This is a genomic window from Deltaproteobacteria bacterium (genome assembly GCA_018668695.1).
Lineage (GTDB): Bacteria > Myxococcota > XYA12-FULL-58-9 > XYA12-FULL-58-9 > JABJBS01 > JABJBS01.
The window spans coordinates 1-16430 of the sequence record JABJBS010000232.1 but is presented as its reverse complement, the minus strand read 5'-3'; the positions used below and the strand labels follow the sequence as shown (position 1 = coordinate 16430).

Sequence of the window (16430 nt, the reverse complement as noted above, 5' to 3'; positions counted from 1 at the left end):
GGGTAAGCTGCAAGTTATATATGGAGAAATGCTTCGAGAGCTGATTACTTCACCTTAAGCTCAGTTTGCTGCGCCGGAACAATATAGGCATCGAAATACCAGGAGGAGAGGGCCTCTAGACTTAAGAAAAAGCCAACTCCCAACACTGAGATTAATCCCACAAGCAATGCCAGATTTTTTTGGCGACGCTTGGGGTCAACTGAACATTGGTTTTGCTGTGTCCTGTAGCGCCATACACCAGCGATGCCGACTACAACCGCCAAGCCACGAAGTATCCAAGCTCCTGTGCCCGCCGCACCATCGGCTTGATAAAAGAAATCCGCAAATGAGATAGCGTACGCTCCTCCCATGACGCCAAACATAAATAAGACCATGGGTGCAACACAGCAGAGCATACCGGTTAAACCCGCAGACGCAGCAACACTGAGTCCCCATTTCAGGACGCTGGGCTGGTTGTCGTTGGCTTGCTCAGTCATGGTTACCTCAGTAAGTTTAATCCTAGCAGGAACCCTTGAGCCCTGAAACATTGCTAGGTTTTGGACGTCGTATCCGCTCTCGCGTGGCATGCTTATCTGACGCGGCAGAGCTCGGGTAATTTCTACACCCTTTATAGGGGATGCCGGAGTACTTTGTCGATTAGGAACCACTGAATTCGCGTGATTTTCTCAATTCTCTGGTGAAGACCCGCCTTCATTGTTGGGGATGTCATGAGTTGGGTGGTCGGGTGCAGGTTTCGGATGTCGCGGAGGGACTTTTAAGTTACTGATAATGCGCGCTTTTTGATGAGGGTTATTTTTTGCGTTGGATGCGACTATTGAATGGGTATGAACAACGATTCGTATACACGGCCGTCAGGCTCCCGTGAAATGACCACACGGCCATGCCCAACCTGTAGGTCCATGATGCGGTTTACTGGCCTTCCCGATGTTTCGGGGCCCATTTACTACCGGATTTATAAATGCCCCAACTGTGGCTTCGTGCGCGAGGACGTGGGGGACGAGGACCCGGATGGTTGGGGCTAGGCATGAGGTCGCGTACTTAGCATCTTCTCGCACGCTCTATTTTGAAAAACCGCTCAAGAAAGTCCAGATAACTTCGGTTGTGGGTACACCACCAATGGTCCCGGGCCATTCGTGACCTGCTCCAGTGAGGTGGTGATGCTCGACACGCACATCTTCATCGCAATCAAAGTAAACCGTATTGGATGATGAAGAGGTGTCTCTTTGGCTCTCATTCTGGCAATTGTATTGAGTTCTCCAGAACTCAAGCAGAGCTGGGATATCCATCATGGTTCCCACCGAATCCCACTCTTTCCAGTCCCACTCAGAGTCATAACTGATGGTACTATCTTCGGATCCATGCAGATGCATGATGGCCACGTTGCTCTCTTGGTCGCAGGAGTCAGGTGAAACCGGCATGGTGCCTGCGTGCGATGCCAGAGCGGCAAAACGGTCGCTGAGATGACAAGCGAGTTCGTAGGTAAACATTGCGCCAAGGGAATAACCGGTGGCGTAGATTTTGTTATTGTCCAGAGAGAAACGCGAGTCTATCTGGTCAATAATGGCTTCTATATAGGAGATGTCTTGGCGCGAGTTGTCACTGGTGTTGAGCTGCCACTCGCCTTCATTGCCGGGGAGTAATTCAGCCAACGCGTAAACGATTAGAAACCCCTCGCTCTCAGCCAATTGTTGAAATTTGGTTTGTTGGGGGTAGGGGTAATCGCGTCCGCTACCGCCATGAAATGCCATCAAAAGAGGCATGGGGCCATCGGGCGTTGTGCTAGGAATATAGAGATTGTACTCGCGTTCCACACCAGCTACGTCCACAGCGATTGCATTGATTAAGCCAACCGGCTGTCCCGAGCTGTTTGTAGTGCCGTTTTGAGATGCACCATTTTCTCCATCCGCGGCGCAGGCGCTAACCAAGAAGATGCAAATTATAAAAAACGCTTTTTTCATAAGAATTCTCCGTAAAACAACTTAGGACGGGAGCCCGCACATGAGAGTAAGCTAAAATATATTTCTTGGAAACAGACCCTGCTATCCGACATCATCAGCAATCGCCAGTGAACCACCGGCAAGCTCTGAAAGTGTTACGATTAAGTATTCAAATCCCCAAAGTTTTTAGGGGGCTACCGCCGGAGTATTTAGGCCGGAGCCGTTATGGGCGAAGTAAGCCCTCATGATTGCTTAGCTTTCTTCTACAAAGCCATCCCACCGACTCATGTAGGCGATAAAGGTCTCGCTTAGGCCTTCGGCAGCGAGGTGTGTACGAGTCGCGGGTAATTCAATGGGTTCAAATTCAGGGTCGTTCATAACCTTGTTCGGGTAGTCGTGATGTAGGATGGCCGCCCGGCCAATGCTTACGAAATCAATTCCTGCATCCATAATTGCCTGAGCCTCGGCTGATGTTCCTATTTTACCCGCAACGGTCATCTGAACGTTTTGACGTTTAAGCTCGGCAAAATACTTTAGAAGTGATTGTTCTTGATGGTTCTCATCATGAGGCATCTTGAAAGAGTCCCATAATGAGATATCGATGAAGTCTATGAGCCCAGAGTCAATAAGTTGCTGGCTGACTTCGGTGCATTCAGTAAGTACGATGCCGAAACGCTCAGGCGAGAGCCGAATACCTACTAAAAAATCAGGGCCGCATTGCTTTCGGACGCCTTCAAGGATTTCAAAAATAATACGAGAACGGTTTTCGAGGCTGCCGCCATAGGCGTCTTCGCGGTCATTGTATTTACTGCTCAGGAATTGGCAAAGAATGTATCCGTGGGCGCCATGGATCTCGACGCCGTCGTAACCTGCTTCTTGGGATCGTATGGCGGCCGCGATGAAGTCATCACGCAGTTGTTGAACTTCCAAAAGCGTTAGTGCTCGTGAACCGGTTTTGGCATCTGCGCTTGGGCAGTGCGGAGGCTCTCCAATGAGATCGATGGGTGAGCGCATGCCCGCGTGGTGAAGTTGAATGACCGCGAGGCTTCCTTCGGCGCGGATAGCTTTGGCCAGTCGGCGGTGCCCCTCCAAAAGGTCATCGGAGTAGATGCCAAGTTGTCCGGGGAAACCTTGCCCAACTTTTTGAACATGGGCCGCGCAAGTCATCGTGAGTCCAAAGTTACCTTTTGCGCGCATTGTGAGCCAGTTAAACTCATCGTCGCTAAGACTCCCATCGGCGTGACTTTGGCAATTGGTCATCGGTGCCAGCATAAACCGGTTTTTCATGGTTTGACCGCAAGCGAATTCAAGGGGCTCTGAAAGGCTTTTTGGGGATGTTGGTGAGTGCATATTCAGGTCCTACTACTTATTGCATGAAATAAACTGGACTCTGCCATGCTGGGCTTAGGCTCGCCAGGGGAATCGTATGATAGATAGCTTCAATTCTAATCTTTATTGCGGCTATTTTAGATAAAAACCACGGTGCTTCAAAGGTAACCCGGTAGTCGCTGGTCTATCCTACTGGTTTGTGCTCTAGATTCCCTGTGTATGAAAGAACCGTGGCCATATAGGATGAACAAGATGTCTACTGAAATTCCTGCTTCCAATGAGGGCAGTTTACTGACTGCGTTTCGAGAGATTGTGAACGCGCGCCGTTCAGTTCGTAAGTTCGACGAAACCCCGCTGCCTGAAGAGGTTATTCGTGACTGCCTCGACCTGGCGATGAAGGCGCCGAACTCCAGTAATCTGCAGCCGTGGGAATTCCATGTGGTGCGTTCACCTGAACTACGAAAAGCGTTGGTTCCGGCATGCTTTGGCCAAAACGCCGCACGTACATCACAGGCCATGATTGTCGTTGTTGCAAGAACTGACACTTGGTCCCAGCATTGCCGCGATATCTTGAAGCAATGGCCGGGCGGGGAAGTGCCCAAGTTGGCCCGGCAGTACTACGAGAAATTGGCACCCTTTAACTATGCCCAGGGTCCTTTCGGGGCTTTTGGTTTCGTGAAACGAATTCTTTTTAGTGTGATGGGCCTCTTTCGGCCGGTCCCCAGATTCCCCGTAAGCCAATCGGGTATGAAATTGTGGGCGACCAAGTCTACTGCTCTGGCTTGTGAGAACTTGATGTTGGCACTGAGCGCGCACGGTTTCGATTCATGCCCGCTGGAGGGGTTTGACGAAGTTCGCGTGCGAAAAATTCTTGGTCTGCCGCGCGGTCGAAGTGTGGTCATGATTGTTGCGGCAGGTAAGCGCTCTGACGATGGTGTGTATGGTTCACAGTTTCGTTTTGACTCTGAACGATTTGTTCACTTTCTATAAAGAAGACTTTGACGGACGAGTGTCAGCAGAGACCGGGCATAGGGTAGGTTTTAAAGTGACGATGAAGATGCTACCGGATTCCGTAAGAGCTTATAAGAAAACACCCATATTTGATGAAACGACTGTGCCTTCAGGTTTACTGAAGGACCACAATACGAAGGCATCGGTTTGGGGTAAGATAGTTGTCTTGTCAGGAATACTTGAGTACCGAATAGAAGGGCCTCAAGCTCAGGTTTATGTCTTAACCGACACAAATCCTGGGGTAGTTGAGCCTATGGTCGTTCACTCAATAAAGCCTAAGGGGCAAACTAGGTTCTATGTGGAGTTTTATAAGTAGGAGGCAGGAAGGTTCTCAAGCTAGCGGAATCCGAAGTATTTTATGCGCCTTAGAATGGAGCTTGTTCGCCGGCCAATTCGTACAGCAACGAGCCATCGTAAAAGCCTGATAGGTCTGTACGCGTTAATACTTTATACGAAGAAGTTGATGTGTAGCTTGGGCACCACCAGTAAGAGCAAGCAGACCAAGTGCTGGTCGTTGTTCGGGTCTCGCCAGCTATGTCCATCAGCAAGCCAAATTCAAATCGTGACACCACACTGCCGGTAGCACTCTCGTAGTTGCGAGAATAGAGTACGCTGAATTCGTCTTCGCTGATCCCATTATCGTTGTCGGTATCAAACCGGTCGAAGAGTGCGTCAAACTTTTTCTGAACGTAGTTACCATCTTCGTCGTAAATATCGCTGTCGCTGTCGTGCTTGCCTTGGTGAATGTTGGCCACGTTGATGGTGAAAGTTGTTCCACCGGTGCTGTTGCCGAGACCGGCGTTGATGGCAGTTGCCAGCGCAGCAGATGTAGACATTGAGAAGCCGAGTGCACGGCAGCCTTCGTAGGTATCTGTCCAGGTAATCATGCCGTCGTCAGCCCGGTCGAAAAATGCCACGTGCTTTTGGAGGGCCGTACGAGCTGATGCTTGAGTCGATAGTAGGGAAACCATTGAGATGGTCAATGCGATTAATAGATTGCGAGCGTTCATGGGGGAGCCTCTATTTTGTTTTCTAAGCTTAGCCACCGATTACAAGAGTTATGACCGGTGGGTCAGTTTAGCGGGGAGTTTAAACAATACTTGGCTCCGTCTAACAGCCTCGCAGGATATCCGCAATTAAATTGTGCGCAATGTTAATTTAAGGTGATCTTGTGGTTTTTCGACGGAATGATGTAAAATTTTCATTAATTACAACGACTTATGGTTCAATTCATGCCCGGTGCGTGTGTCGAACAATATTGCTCGTACCTTGAACGCTCTTATTTATCTCTTTAAGTTAAGACGATTGGGTATCGAAGGGCTCGTGGTTGTATATACGGCGTAGCCTTCTCGAACGCCCTATCGATTGAGGCTTTTCGGGCTGATGGTTGGCGCTAGAGCTTCAGGCCTTTGGCCAATGAAGCGGAGCTATTCGTTTCTCATTATTTTATACGGTGCCGGCTCCGCACTTATAATAAGCCACGTAGGCTTTGCCGAAATCTTTGGATTGTCATGTCAGAAGAAAATAATTTTGAAAGTTTGCCACTCAGAAGTGAGCTTGTTGAGAACCTAGCCGCCCTCGAATACCGTCAAATGACAGTGGTTCAGCAAAAGGCTCTACCCTTGATTTTGCAGGGGCGCGATGTGGTGGCAAGGGCCAAGACGGGCAGTGGTAAGACAGCTGCGTTTGCACTTGGCATGCTCAACACGGTTGATAGCAGTCAGCTACACACTCACGCTCTAGTTTTGTGTCCTACCCGAGAATTAGCAAATCAGGTCACTGAGGAAATACGAAGCCTCGCGCGAAGAATAGCCAACGTGCGTGTGCTTACTTTGTGCGGTGGGACACCCACGGGTCCTCAGGTGGGTTCACTGGAGCGTGGTGTGCATATCGTGGTGGGGACGCCAGGTAGAACTCTGAAGCATTTAACCAAGGGCACTCTGAAGGTTCAGTCAATCAAGACCGTGGTACTCGATGAGGCCGATAGAATGATGGATATGGGCTTTAGTGACGAAATCGAAGCCATCCTGAATTATCTACCACGTAAACGACAGACTCTTTTGTTCTCGGCTACCTATCCCGATGGAATCGCGAAAATCAGTGGGCGGGTTCAAGAAGACCCGGTACACCTTGATGTGACGCAGATGGAAAGCTCAGCCGAGATTGAAGAGCATTGGAGCCTGGTTCGGTTAGACCAGCGGCTTCATTGTTTGCTGGATGCATTGGAAGATATGGCCGGCACACTTAATATCGTGTTTTGTAATACCAAGGTGGATTGCGCGGAAATCACAAGCTATTTGCGGTCCGCGAATGTTGCAGCACTGACCATCCATGGAGATCTTGAGCAGCACGAGCGTACGGAAACACTCATTCGATTTTCTAATCAAAGCGCGACTGTGCTGGTTGCAACGGATGTTGCAGCCCGTGGTTTAGATATTGGGAAAGTTGATGCGGTGTTCAATTTTGAGCTGCCCACGCAACCCGAGGTTTATCTGCACCGGATCGGTCGAACGGGGCGAGCGGGGCGCAAGGGCCATGCTATTAGTTTGGTTACTCACAACGAGCGCCGTCGCTTAGAGGATATTCAAAGTGAGTTCCCTCATACTGATATTCAAGAGTATGAGCTGCGCCGGGTTGCTGAGCCATCAAGTGCTTTAATTCCGACCATGACAACCATTGAGATAAGTGGCGGGCGACGCAACAAGCTTCGCCCGGGAGATTTTCTTGGCGCTATAACAGCTTCGAAGGAGATTTCCGGATCTGCGGTTGGTAAAATCAATGTTCTCGAAAAGAACACCTTTGTCGCAGTTGATAAAAAAGTGCATGACCAGGCGGTCCGCATTCTTAACAGTGCGCCTATTAAGGGAAAGTCTTACCGAGCCCGTTCGATTACTTGAATGGTTTAGCTTTGGATGGGTGGGTATCAGATTGCGACCAAGGCGTTGCCGAAGCTAGCCGACTTGGTCGTCATCTCTGCAAATTGGTTTAAGCCGCTTCGAGGATTATATCGATACAGCGAAATGTTTCCTCGCCAGGAGTTCCGTCGTCGTTTGTAGCTACTGAGCTTTGGCCGCCGGTGCATTTAATTGAGCTGTTGCTGATAATCTCACATTCAAATGCTTGCGGCTCCCCTTCAAGAGTCATTGTTACGGTGCTTTCACTTACAGAGTATTCTCCCGTTAAAGTACCCGAATCCCATTGGCCTTCCGCGGCGGTGCAGTCCGCTTCAGACGAGAGCGATTCAGAAGACTCTGCATCACAATCAGAGTAACCGTAGGTAAAGGTTCCATCCGCATCGAAGCTGATAGACAAGGTTCTGTTGTTCAGGGCTAAGTCTTCCGATTCGCCCGTACATGTTTCACCCGCATACAGACTTTGGCTTGTTAGGTTATAAGTCGTTTCCTGAAGAGTGAGGCCGTCATCGCTACTCTCGTCGCCACCGCATCCAATTAGACATAGAGCAATTGCCGTAACAAAAATATTTGAGTTCATTTTCATACTGATTCCGTTTCCTGATTACTGAATGTGAAGAAGAACTCGCCTGCTGCCAGGCGAGCTGATTATGGACTTATCCATTGCATACATTGACTGATTAAGTCGAAGTTTAGAGTGTCTCTGGTTGAGTGCAGATGGAGGGAATAGTTTCCGCGCATGCTTCGTCAGCGACGATGTCGTCGCATGTCCGAATGGTAGGCTCAAAATTACTGAGTGCTTCGGAGGTAACGTCTTCGATGACTGCGCCTATGCAATATACGCCCGGGTTGGCCTCACCACACTCTTCGCAAACAATGCCAACGGCTCGAACCGTTTGGCACGCGCCTTCAGGGGTTGTTCCCATTCCGGCAGCTATAGAGCGGAGGTCAATTTTACCAACGACACGGCCGTTGGTAAGACGCGTCCCATCATCGGAGAATACGCCACTCATTTCCACGCCGGTAGCTGTCACTGTCTGGCCCTGAGCAAAAACCGTAAGATTCGTGGGGCCGATGTCGATTGATGGGTCGGTCCAAGTCCCGCCGATATCATCTTCAGTTCCAATCGCTTGGTCTTCGCCAGCGGTTACAAGGGGAGTTGGTACGCACAAGTCTTGAGTCATCGCAGGCTCTGCATCTTCGTCACCTTCTTCTGCAGGAACAAGTTCGGTGCTCAGGACCGCCGCGTGCATGATGCCACTGTCTAGATCAGATTCTTCTAGTGCAACCATCACTAGGCCAAGCCCTTGGAGTTGTGTACCGATCATCGAGCCGATACCAGCAGGTTGAACCCAAGTTGCGTCGATTAAATTTACTAGGAAAGGCTGGCCAATCAAAACCGATGCGTCGGTCATTGGCGGGCAGGTGCTGCCGTCACCTTCGCAGACGCCGCACGCATCTTCGACGGCTCCACTGTTTGCAACGCCATCGCAGCCAGCGCAGGTCGAGTTATCACCGCCACATTCCCCGCACTCGTCATTTACAAGGCCGCTGTTTGCAACGCCATCACATCCGGCACACGTTGAGTCGTCACCATCACATACGCCACAAGCATCTAGTACGCCGCTGGCACAGGTGTCTTCGGTATCGGAATCATCGGGTGTGGCGCCGTTTGTATCACCCGCCTCATTCGAGGGATCGGAGTCAACATCAGAGCTGGTACAAGCCCAGCAAGAAAGCCCAATAATCAATGTCAGTGCTAGATAGAATGTGTGCTTCATAACGTATTACCTCTGTAAATAATTAGGCGATGAATCGCGCTCGTTTGGTGCAAGTTCATACCGTTGATGGCACCGAATTGCGAGCGTGCTTCGGCTATCTCTGGGAATGTAGAGCTTAGCTTTCCCAATTCTAAGGATTTCGCCGACGGTCGGTCTCTCTGTTTCGTAACGGCTTGGTGCATCAGTAGAGGTTCATGAGGGGCACGACTCGGTGGAGTAGTGGATGGGTTCTGAAAAAGGTCAATTGTGGCAGTAGTTTAAAAGGCTTCCAGCCTAGAGTGCTAAGAGCGCTCTAGGGCCTTGTTCAAAATCCAATAACACCTCGTTATACTAAATATAGTCCCGGCGGGTTGCAAGACCATACCAGAATCAAATGAAACCTTTGTAATACCGAGCGACCGAGGCTTGGAGGTTGAGTTTAAGTGGCAACAGTCGGTATACATTCGGTTCTGGTTACCGGCTATACGATGTGGGAAGGGATTCAGAATGACGTTACCGACTCACGAGGATGTCCTTAAGTTCTGGTTTGAGGAAAGCAGCCCTCAGCAATGGTTTAAAAAAGACGAGGTCTTCGACAAGACGATACGAGACCGCTTCGGCGAGCTCATTGAGTTGGCGTTGGCGGGTTTACTTGGTGATTGGGCACAGGGCCGAGAGGGGTGCGTGGCACTTATTCTGGTGTTGGACCAGTTTACTCGTAACGTTTTTCGGGGGACAGCCAAGTCGTTCGCAGGCGATGTCATGGCTTTGTCCGTCTCGGATCTGTGTCGCGAGCGCGGTTATCTTAATCATCCCGATGCAGGTTTTCGTCACTTCATGCTTATACCGATGATGCACAGCGAGGATTTAGGGGTTCAGGAGGCCTCGCTGCCCTTGTTTAAAGAGCATACGGATGCGCGTGTTCACGAATATGCCTTGAGGCACCACGAAATTATTGATCGATTTGGTCGGTACCCACACCGTAATCTTGATTTGGGCCGGACATCTACCGCGGAAGAGCTGGAGTTTCTTAAAAAACCGGGCTCTCGGTTTTAGAACCGGAACTTCACGACTGCTTTTATTAGTACGAACCTATTGGCTGTATCTTGTTTAGATAACTCGACTTTCGGTGGGCACGAGAAGCCGTAGTGAGCAGGGTAGTCAATTGGCCGACATTCAGTTCATTAACCATTCGTTGTGAGAACCCCCATGAGTGGTTAAACTGAAAGCATGTAAGTTGGTCGAAGATTGCGTTCTGGCTTAGGGAGAAGACATGTTTTCTATGAAGCGTTGCCATCACTGCGATGGCTTTATTCCGTCCTTAAAGTTTCAATGTCCAAATTGCGACAGGGTCGCCAAGTTTCAATTTGCTCCGCGTGCTATGAAAACTTTTGTGACACTTGTTGCTGGCAGTGCCGTCGCAATGACTTTGTCTGCTTGCTACGGTTCACCGGTCGCCAATCCCGGTTATTATAATGACGATAGCTGCCAACATGCAGGATCCGTTGATTACGATGGCGATGGTTTTTGCGAATTGGATTGCGACGATACTGATGAGAACGTTAACCCTTGGGCTTATGATGTGCCTGGCGATGAAGTTGATCAAGATTGCGACGGAACCGCTGCGGGACCTCAAGCAAGCCCATGACCAATGATGCTGGGCGGCGCGAAGCTGCCCGCAGAAGACTTAATGTCATAAGCGAGAGTTTCCACCCAGCCTATGTGGTGTGGGAACTCACTCTTCGCTGTGATCACGCTTGCCATCACTGTGGTTCAAGAGCGGTGAAGGCACGCCCTGATGAACTCAGTGTTGAAGAAGCACTGCAGGTGGTTACCGAACTTGAGGAAATGGGCGCGCATGAGGTTGTCCTCATTGGAGGTGAAGCTTATTTGCATGAGGGATTTTTAGATATCATTGCAGCTCTGTCAAAGGCAGGCATTACTCCTGTGATGACCACCGGCGGAATGGGTATTACCATTGAGTTGGCTCATAAAATGGCCCAGGCTGGCCTTCGCCGTACATCTGTTAGCGTTGATGGCATGCGAAGGACTCATGACCGTATGCGTAATCGGCAGGGAAGTTTTGAGCATACCTCTTTGGCTTTGAGCAATTTACGCGAAGCTGGAATAGACATTTCAGCAAACACCAATTTCAATCGTCTCAACCAGCACGAACTCGAGCCGCTCTTTGAGCACCTCAAGGCACATGGGGTGAAGTCTTGGCAAATTCAAATCACTTCCGCTCTCGGCCGTGCAGCGGACCGTCCTCAGATGCTCTTTCAGCCCTGGGATCTTCTCGATTTTCTCCCGAGAGTTGCAACCCTTAAGGAAAAAGGTTTAACCGAGGGCCTTTTGATTATGCCCGGAAATAATCTTGGATATTATGGCCCGGAGGAAGCACTTCTTAGGTCTCAAAGTAAAAATGCTGGCGACCATTTTAGGGGCTGCCAGGCTGGGCGGTATGTGATGGGCATCGAGTCCGATGGCGCAGTGAAAGGCTGCCCGTCATTGCAGACCAGTCATTATGTGGGCGGGAATCTTCGAGCACAAACGATTCGCTCAATCTGGGAGTCTTCCGAGCAGCTGGCCTTCACACGTGTACGCGGAGTAGATAACCTTTGGGGCTTTTGTAAAAAATGCCCATTTGCTGAAGTGTGCTTGGGCGGCTGTTCTTTTACCAGCCATGCTCTTTTCGGACGCCCGGGAAACAATCCATACTGTCATTACCGTGCCCGTGCTTTGGCCAAGGAAGGTAAGCGCGAACGCCTTATTCCCAGACAGCTTGCGAAGGGAACACCGTTTGACCACGGCCTTTTTGATATCGCGGTAGAGCCATTGGATAGCCCGGACGAAACGGGTCCAGTGAGCCTTGATAAACTGGTCCAGCTAACGGTTCATTGAGTTATCTATTCGGACCGGAACAGCCTAAATAATTGCTTCGCATCTTCGTTTCTAAATCCAAAAGGGCATCGCTTTCGGTTTCGCTTTGGCTTGGGTTAAGGGCTTAAGCTCTTTAAGTATGTTGCGAGATATGATTGGGCAGCCTTCACTTATTGCGTGTTGAATTCAGGCAAAATCAGTTTTGTTATCGTCTTATCCTTGTTAGGTTTTCCAGACGCAAAAGAATGGGAGAGGTTGGATATGGCTGTTGAGGTAGAAATTGTCGTGGACCACGTGTTTGAGGTGAGAGCCAATAGGTCCGAGGCGTTTAGCTTGCTTTCCGATGTGCCACGTTCTGTAGGTCATTTTCCGGATGTGGTCGAACTCATCGACCAGGGAAATGACGTATTTGAGTGGGTTATGAAGAGCAAAGGCCCTCGAGGCTTTGAGCATGCTGTAAGATACGCTTGCCACTACACGAGCAACTCCGAGGACGCGATGGTAAGCTGGACGCCAGTTGAAGGCGTAGGCAACGCTGTCTTCTCTGGCTCGTGGCGACTCGAGGCGATAGAAGCAGGGACGCGCGTATCATTCGAGACTAAGGCGGTACTCACAGTACCTGCGCCGAGGTTAATGCGCTCGGCAGTGGCGCCGTATGCCGACAAGGCACTGCGGGGCGAGATCAAACAGTATATCGATAATTTACAAAACACTTTAAACGGCTAAAAATATTGGTCCTATAGGTGAATAATCGGTGGCAGTTCATCGTTACCTTGTAGCTGCTCAACTTATTTCAGGAGAATTTCAATGAAAAAAAGTGTCTTTAACTTCTCTCTTTCTCTCGCAAGTTGCCTAGCGTTTCTAAGCACAGGTTGCGGCGAGAACCTAAGCCAGGCTGAACTATTGGCTACCACTCAAATGGAGCGTGAGCCGTGCCTCGCTACTTTCACTCAAGACTACGAGGTGATTGATTTCTGGGGAGACAGTCTCTTCACTGCTAAGTCTGGTGATAGTTTCATTTTAGCAAGTTTAAGTGAGTGGGGCGACGAGCTGGATGCAGAGCTGTATTACCTTGATGAAGATGGTGCGTACCGTTTTGATGTTGAGGTGGAGGGTACTGATATCAGCCTTCTTCCCTTTGAATTATCCTGCACGGGCTCTCGGGTCAGCTTACTTGGTGCGTTTACCGATGTTGTTGTTTATGCTGACGAAGAACTAAGTGAAGAGGTCTGCTCGCTGAGCAAGGGGGCATCGGCTCCAATCGATTCGGGCACCGGTCATTCTCTGGTTTCTGGGATTTTCGAAGAACCTGCTGTTTACCAAGTTGAGCTTGCCGGTTTCAGCTCCTCGTGTGGTGGGCTTACACAGGGCTATGTTGAAGCACCATCGGCATCTATCTTGGGGACAAATACCGTATTGGTGCCTTTGCTACGCTACTCAGTTGCTGGTAGCTAGACGCCTATCCTCGGGCCGGTAATTTGGTAACGTCTATTTTTAAAGTTTGCCTTTTAAAACAGCCATTCTAGCCATCATCTGCATTCCCAAAAACTTCTAAATATGATGTTATGCTCTTGCCCAACGGTAGAGTCTTAGCCGCTTCTTAACTGACGTTGAGCACCGTTATTACTGTGAGCGTAGAGCGGCTGTGAACTCTCTGGGCTTATGATATTTCAAGGAGTGAGTTGTGAGGCATCCGTGGATTTTCATACTGGGCTTGATTGTTTCCCAGTCCACCTATGCAGCTGACTTACGTGAAGCCCCGGGCGGTGGTTATGGCGATGAGGTCCTATGGACCATTGGAGGCAGCTTTTGTGGCCGCGCATCTAATCCTGCGAGCAATCAGATGGATGATTGCAGCAGCGATGGGATCGACCTGACCTCCATCTTCTCCGCCAATGGCATGCCGTTCTACGACGGCATGCAGACGGAGTTGTTTATAAACACCAATGGTAATGTCTCGTTCGGGGCAAGCAACTTGGGATATCAGAATGCTTCGTTTCCGGGCGAGGTAACTGAACCGCTTATGATTGCGCCCTATTTTTACGATGCCGACTTAACACCCGAGGGCGACACTGAGCAAACAAGCCGGGTTTACCAATGGTTTGACCAGAATACGCACGAGTTGATGGTGACCTGGGAGAATCTTGGACGGTATTCAAGGAAGCACGATAAGCCCAATACGTTTCAATTGCACTTAAGTCAGCTTACCGATTCCGGAGAGTGTATTGCCATCGAATTTCGGTTTTTAGAATTGTTTAATGTTGGGGCTAAGGGCGGTATTGACACTAAGAATGCCGCCACGCAAATCGAGTTGCCGGGTTCCGGAGGCGGTGATTTTTCCAGCAAGCTGCTTACCGATACGAATGTTAACTCCCCCGGGGTCTTCGTCTATGTCGCAGATGATGGTGGCATTCAGGAATATGGAAACGGGCTCACTGAAAATTGCGAAGAGTGCGATGATGGCAACTTCTTAAGCAACGACGGCTGTGTTAGCCCAGGGTTATTTAATGTCTGCGGCGACGGAAATGATTTCCCGGGCGTTGAGCAGTGTGACGATTCCAATACCGAGTCGGGTGATGGTTGCTCCAGTGAATGCGTGGTGGAGTTCTGCGGTGATGGAATTTGGCAGGAGGGTCTCGGTGAAGCTTGCGATGATGCGGGCGATAGCGCCTCGTGCAACAGCGATTGCACACTGCGTGTATGCGGCGACGGCTATTTGAATACAGTTGCGGGTGAAACCTGCGACGATGGCAATGGGATTATCACCGACGACTGCCCCGATGGCCCAGGCGGAATCTGTCTCTCGGCTACCTGTGGTGATGGTTACATGCGCGCTGGGGTGGAGGTTTGTGATGATGCGGGCGATTCTTTCGACTGCAATGCCGACTGCACGGTGTCTGCGTGCGGCGATAGCTATTCGAACGCCGCGGCGGGAGAAGCCTGTGATGAGGGTGCCGAGACTCAATCCTGTGATAGCGACTGCACGTTGGTTGTTTGTGGTGACGGTTATGAAAACTCGGTGGCCGGCGAAGGTTGCGACGACGGCAATGGCTTGAATACTGATGCTTGTCCCGACGGTGATGGCGGCACATGTGTGCCCGCAACCTGTGGGGATAGTTTCGTGCACGGCGGGAACGGAGATACTTGGATATTTTGTTCCGATGAGAACCAAGTGTGCGCATGCGAAGGTACAGTTCGATACGGAAAGAATGATACTTGGGTGACTCAGGTGGGTGTCACGGGGACTTTCAACTGCAGCAATGGTAACTTCGGTGATCCCTTGGTTGGCACATTTAAGGAGTGCCAATGCTTGGTTCCGCAGGCCGAGGAATGCGACGACTCTGGGGAAAGCGCGACCTGTGATTCGGACTGTTCGTCTGTTGTTTGCGGTGATGGTTATGAGAATAACACTGCCGGTGAAACGTGCGACGACGGCAACAGCACCACAAGTGATGCCTGTCCCGACGGACCTGCTGGAACTTGCTTAAGTGCAACCTGCGGGGATGGTTTTACGCTTGCCGGTGTTGAAGACTGCGACGGCAGCGGCGAAACTGCAGATTGCGACACCGATTGTACCATTGCCGTTTGCGGCGATTCCAATGTGAATGCCACATCGGGAGAAGCTTGCGATGCGGGTGCCGACACTCAATCCTGTGATAGCGACTGCACGCTGGTTGTTTGCGGTGACGGTTATGAAAACTCGGCGGCGGGCGAAGGCTGCGATGATGGGAATGGATTAAACACCGATGCATGCCCCGATGGTGATGGTGGCACATGTGTGCCTGCATCTTGCGGTGATAGTTTTGTTCGCGCAGGCATCGAAGACTGTGACGATGGTGCAGAGAGCGCCGGATGCGACTTCGATTGCTCTTTTGCACAATGCGGTGACGGCTACGAGAACTCAGCGGCGGGTGAAACCTGCGACGATGGCAATGGTGTGAACACCGACAGTTGTCCTGATGGAGCGTCTGGTACTTGCTTGAGTGCAACCTGCGGCGACGGTTTTACGCTTGCCGGTGTTGAAGACTGCGACGGCAGCGGCGAAGCTGCAGATTGCGACAGTGATTGCACCACTGCCGTTTGCGGCGATTCCAATGTGAATGCCACATCGGGTGAAACTTGCGATGAGGGTACCGATACTCAATTCTGCGACAATGACTGCACGCCGGTTGTTTGCGGTGACGGCTATGAAAACTCGGCGGCGGGCGAAGGCTGCGATGATGGGAATGGATTAAACACCGATGCATGCCCCGATGGTGATGGTGGCACATGTGTGCCTGCGGTCTGCGGCGACAGCTTTGTTCGCGAGGGTGTTGAAGCCTGTGATGATTCTGGGGAGAGCGCCACGTGCGATCAGGATTGCACTGAAGTTGTTTGCGGCGATGGGCTTGCGAACAATACGGCGGGTGAAACTTGCGACGATGGCAATGGGATTATCACCGATGACTGCCCCGATGGCCCAGGCGGAATCTGTCTCTCGGCTACCTGTGGTGATGGTTACATACGCGCTGGGGTGGAGGCTTGTGATGATGCGGGCGATTCTTTCGACTGCAATGCTGACTGCACGGTGTCTGCGTGCGGCGATAGCTATCCGAACGCAG

The 16430-nt window shown here is 50.6% G+C and carries 15 protein-coding genes; 9 read left to right on the top strand and 6 right to left on the bottom strand.

Features of this window, described 5'->3' with window-relative positions:
- Positions 1-44: 44 nt before the first annotated feature.
- The 3 genes from HOK28_12175 to HOK28_12165 all read right to left on the bottom strand — a co-directional run bounded on the left by HOK28_12175 (position 45) and on the right by HOK28_12165 (position 3287).
- Positions 45-476, bottom strand: coding sequence for a hypothetical protein (locus HOK28_12175; protein ID MBT6433846.1), 432 nt, complete (start codon positions 474-476; stop codon positions 45-47).
- A gap of 582 nt (positions 477-1058) precedes the next feature.
- The gene (locus HOK28_12170) at positions 1059-1958 is read right to left on the bottom strand and encodes a hypothetical protein (protein MBT6433845.1); all 900 of its coding nucleotides are present in this window, start codon (positions 1956-1958) and stop codon (positions 1059-1061) included.
- A 231-nt stretch (positions 1959-2189) separates the two neighbouring features.
- Complete coding sequence (locus HOK28_12165; GenBank protein MBT6433844.1) at positions 2190-3287, bottom strand: NADH:flavin oxidoreductase; 1098 nt, start codon at positions 3285-3287, stop codon at positions 2190-2192.
- 222 nt (positions 3288-3509) lie between these two features.
- Between HOK28_12165 and HOK28_12160 the strand changes: the two genes are divergently transcribed.
- Together HOK28_12160 and HOK28_12155 are read left to right on the top strand one after the other, a co-directional pair.
- Positions 3510-4256, top strand: coding sequence for a nitroreductase family protein (locus HOK28_12160; protein MBT6433843.1), 747 nt, complete (start codon positions 3510-3512; stop codon positions 4254-4256).
- A 61-nt stretch (positions 4257-4317) separates the two neighbouring features.
- Entirely contained in the window at positions 4318-4593 is a 276-nt protein-coding gene (locus HOK28_12155) for a DUF1971 domain-containing protein (GenBank protein ID MBT6433842.1), read from the top strand.
- A 49-nt stretch (positions 4594-4642) separates the two neighbouring features.
- Here HOK28_12155 and HOK28_12150 read toward each other — a convergent pair whose 3' ends face one another.
- Complete coding sequence (locus tag HOK28_12150; protein MBT6433841.1) at positions 4643-5287, bottom strand: hypothetical protein; 645 nt, start codon at positions 5285-5287, stop codon at positions 4643-4645.
- A gap of 501 nt (positions 5288-5788) precedes the next feature.
- Here HOK28_12150 and dbpA point away from each other — a divergent pair.
- Entirely contained in the window at positions 5789-7174 is a 1386-nt protein-coding gene (gene dbpA / locus HOK28_12145; protein MBT6433840.1) for an ATP-dependent RNA helicase DbpA, read from the top strand.
- Positions 7175-7262: 88 nt separating this feature from the next.
- Here the strand turns inward: dbpA and HOK28_12140 are convergent, their stop codons facing one another.
- Positions 7263-7775 (bottom strand): hypothetical protein, encoded by a 513-nt coding sequence (locus HOK28_12140; protein MBT6433839.1) that lies wholly within the window; start codon positions 7773-7775, stop codon positions 7263-7265.
- 106 nt (positions 7776-7881) lie between these two features.
- A complete protein-coding gene (locus HOK28_12135) occupies positions 7882-8970 on the bottom strand; it encodes a hypothetical protein (GenBank protein MBT6433838.1) in 1089 nt (362 codons plus the stop codon).
- Between the two features lie 486 nt (positions 8971-9456).
- Between HOK28_12135 and HOK28_12130 the strand changes: the two genes are divergently transcribed.
- From HOK28_12130 to HOK28_12105, 6 genes are all read left to right on the top strand, one after another.
- On the top strand, positions 9457-10005 hold the full coding sequence (locus HOK28_12130) for a DUF924 domain-containing protein (GenBank protein ID MBT6433837.1): 549 nt from the start codon (positions 9457-9459) through the stop codon (positions 10003-10005).
- Between the two features lie 217 nt (positions 10006-10222).
- On the top strand, positions 10223-10597 hold the full coding sequence (locus HOK28_12125) for a hypothetical protein (protein ID MBT6433836.1): 375 nt from the start codon (positions 10223-10225) through the stop codon (positions 10595-10597).
- Complete coding sequence (locus tag HOK28_12120) at positions 10594-11850, top strand: radical SAM protein (protein ID MBT6433835.1); 1257 nt, start codon at positions 10594-10596, stop codon at positions 11848-11850. The genes HOK28_12125 and HOK28_12120 overlap by 4 nt, the downstream gene beginning before the upstream one ends.
- Positions 11851-12090: 240 nt before the next feature.
- Positions 12091-12555 carry a hypothetical protein gene (locus HOK28_12115; protein MBT6433834.1) on the top strand — a complete coding sequence of 155 codons (465 nt, stop codon included), beginning with the start codon at positions 12091-12093 and terminating at the stop codon, positions 12553-12555.
- Between the two features lie 81 nt (positions 12556-12636).
- Positions 12637-13284, top strand: a complete 648-nt coding sequence (locus HOK28_12110; GenBank protein MBT6433833.1) for a hypothetical protein — start codon at positions 12637-12639, stop codon at positions 13282-13284.
- A gap of 229 nt (positions 13285-13513) precedes the next feature.
- The coding region (locus HOK28_12105) for a hypothetical protein (GenBank protein MBT6433832.1) at positions 13514-16430 on the top strand (2917 nt) is incomplete at its 3' end.

Coding starts and splice junctions, on each gene's coding strand:
- HOK28_12110 (MBT6433833.1), top strand. CDS start 12,637: ATGAAAAAAAGTGTCTTTAACTTCTCTCTTTCTCTCGCAAGTTGCCTA.
- dbpA (MBT6433840.1), top strand. CDS start 5,789: ATGTCAGAAGAAAATAATTTTGAAAGTTTGCCACTCAGAAGTGAGCTT.
- HOK28_12150 (MBT6433841.1), bottom strand. CDS start 5,287: ATGAACGCTCGCAATCTATTAATCGCATTGACCATCTCAATGGTTTCC.
- HOK28_12130 (MBT6433837.1), top strand. CDS start 9,457: ATGACGTTACCGACTCACGAGGATGTCCTTAAGTTCTGGTTTGAGGAA.
- HOK28_12175 (MBT6433846.1), bottom strand. CDS start 476: ATGACTGAGCAAGCCAACGACAACCAGCCCAGCGTCCTGAAATGGGGA.
- HOK28_12120 (MBT6433835.1), top strand. CDS start 10,594: ATGACCAATGATGCTGGGCGGCGCGAAGCTGCCCGCAGAAGACTTAAT.
- HOK28_12165 (MBT6433844.1), bottom strand. CDS start 3,287: ATGCACTCACCAACATCCCCAAAAAGCCTTTCAGAGCCCCTTGAATTC.
- HOK28_12135 (MBT6433838.1), bottom strand. CDS start 8,970: ATGAAGCACACATTCTATCTAGCACTGACATTGATTATTGGGCTTTCT.
- HOK28_12155 (MBT6433842.1), top strand. CDS start 4,318: ATGAAGATGCTACCGGATTCCGTAAGAGCTTATAAGAAAACACCCATA.
- HOK28_12115 (MBT6433834.1), top strand. CDS start 12,091: ATGGCTGTTGAGGTAGAAATTGTCGTGGACCACGTGTTTGAGGTGAGA.
- HOK28_12160 (MBT6433843.1), top strand. CDS start 3,510: ATGAACAAGATGTCTACTGAAATTCCTGCTTCCAATGAGGGCAGTTTA.
- HOK28_12125 (MBT6433836.1), top strand. CDS start 10,223: ATGTTTTCTATGAAGCGTTGCCATCACTGCGATGGCTTTATTCCGTCC.
- HOK28_12170 (MBT6433845.1), bottom strand. CDS start 1,958: ATGAAAAAAGCGTTTTTTATAATTTGCATCTTCTTGGTTAGCGCCTGC.
- HOK28_12140 (MBT6433839.1), bottom strand. CDS start 7,775: ATGAAAATGAACTCAAATATTTTTGTTACGGCAATTGCTCTATGTCTA.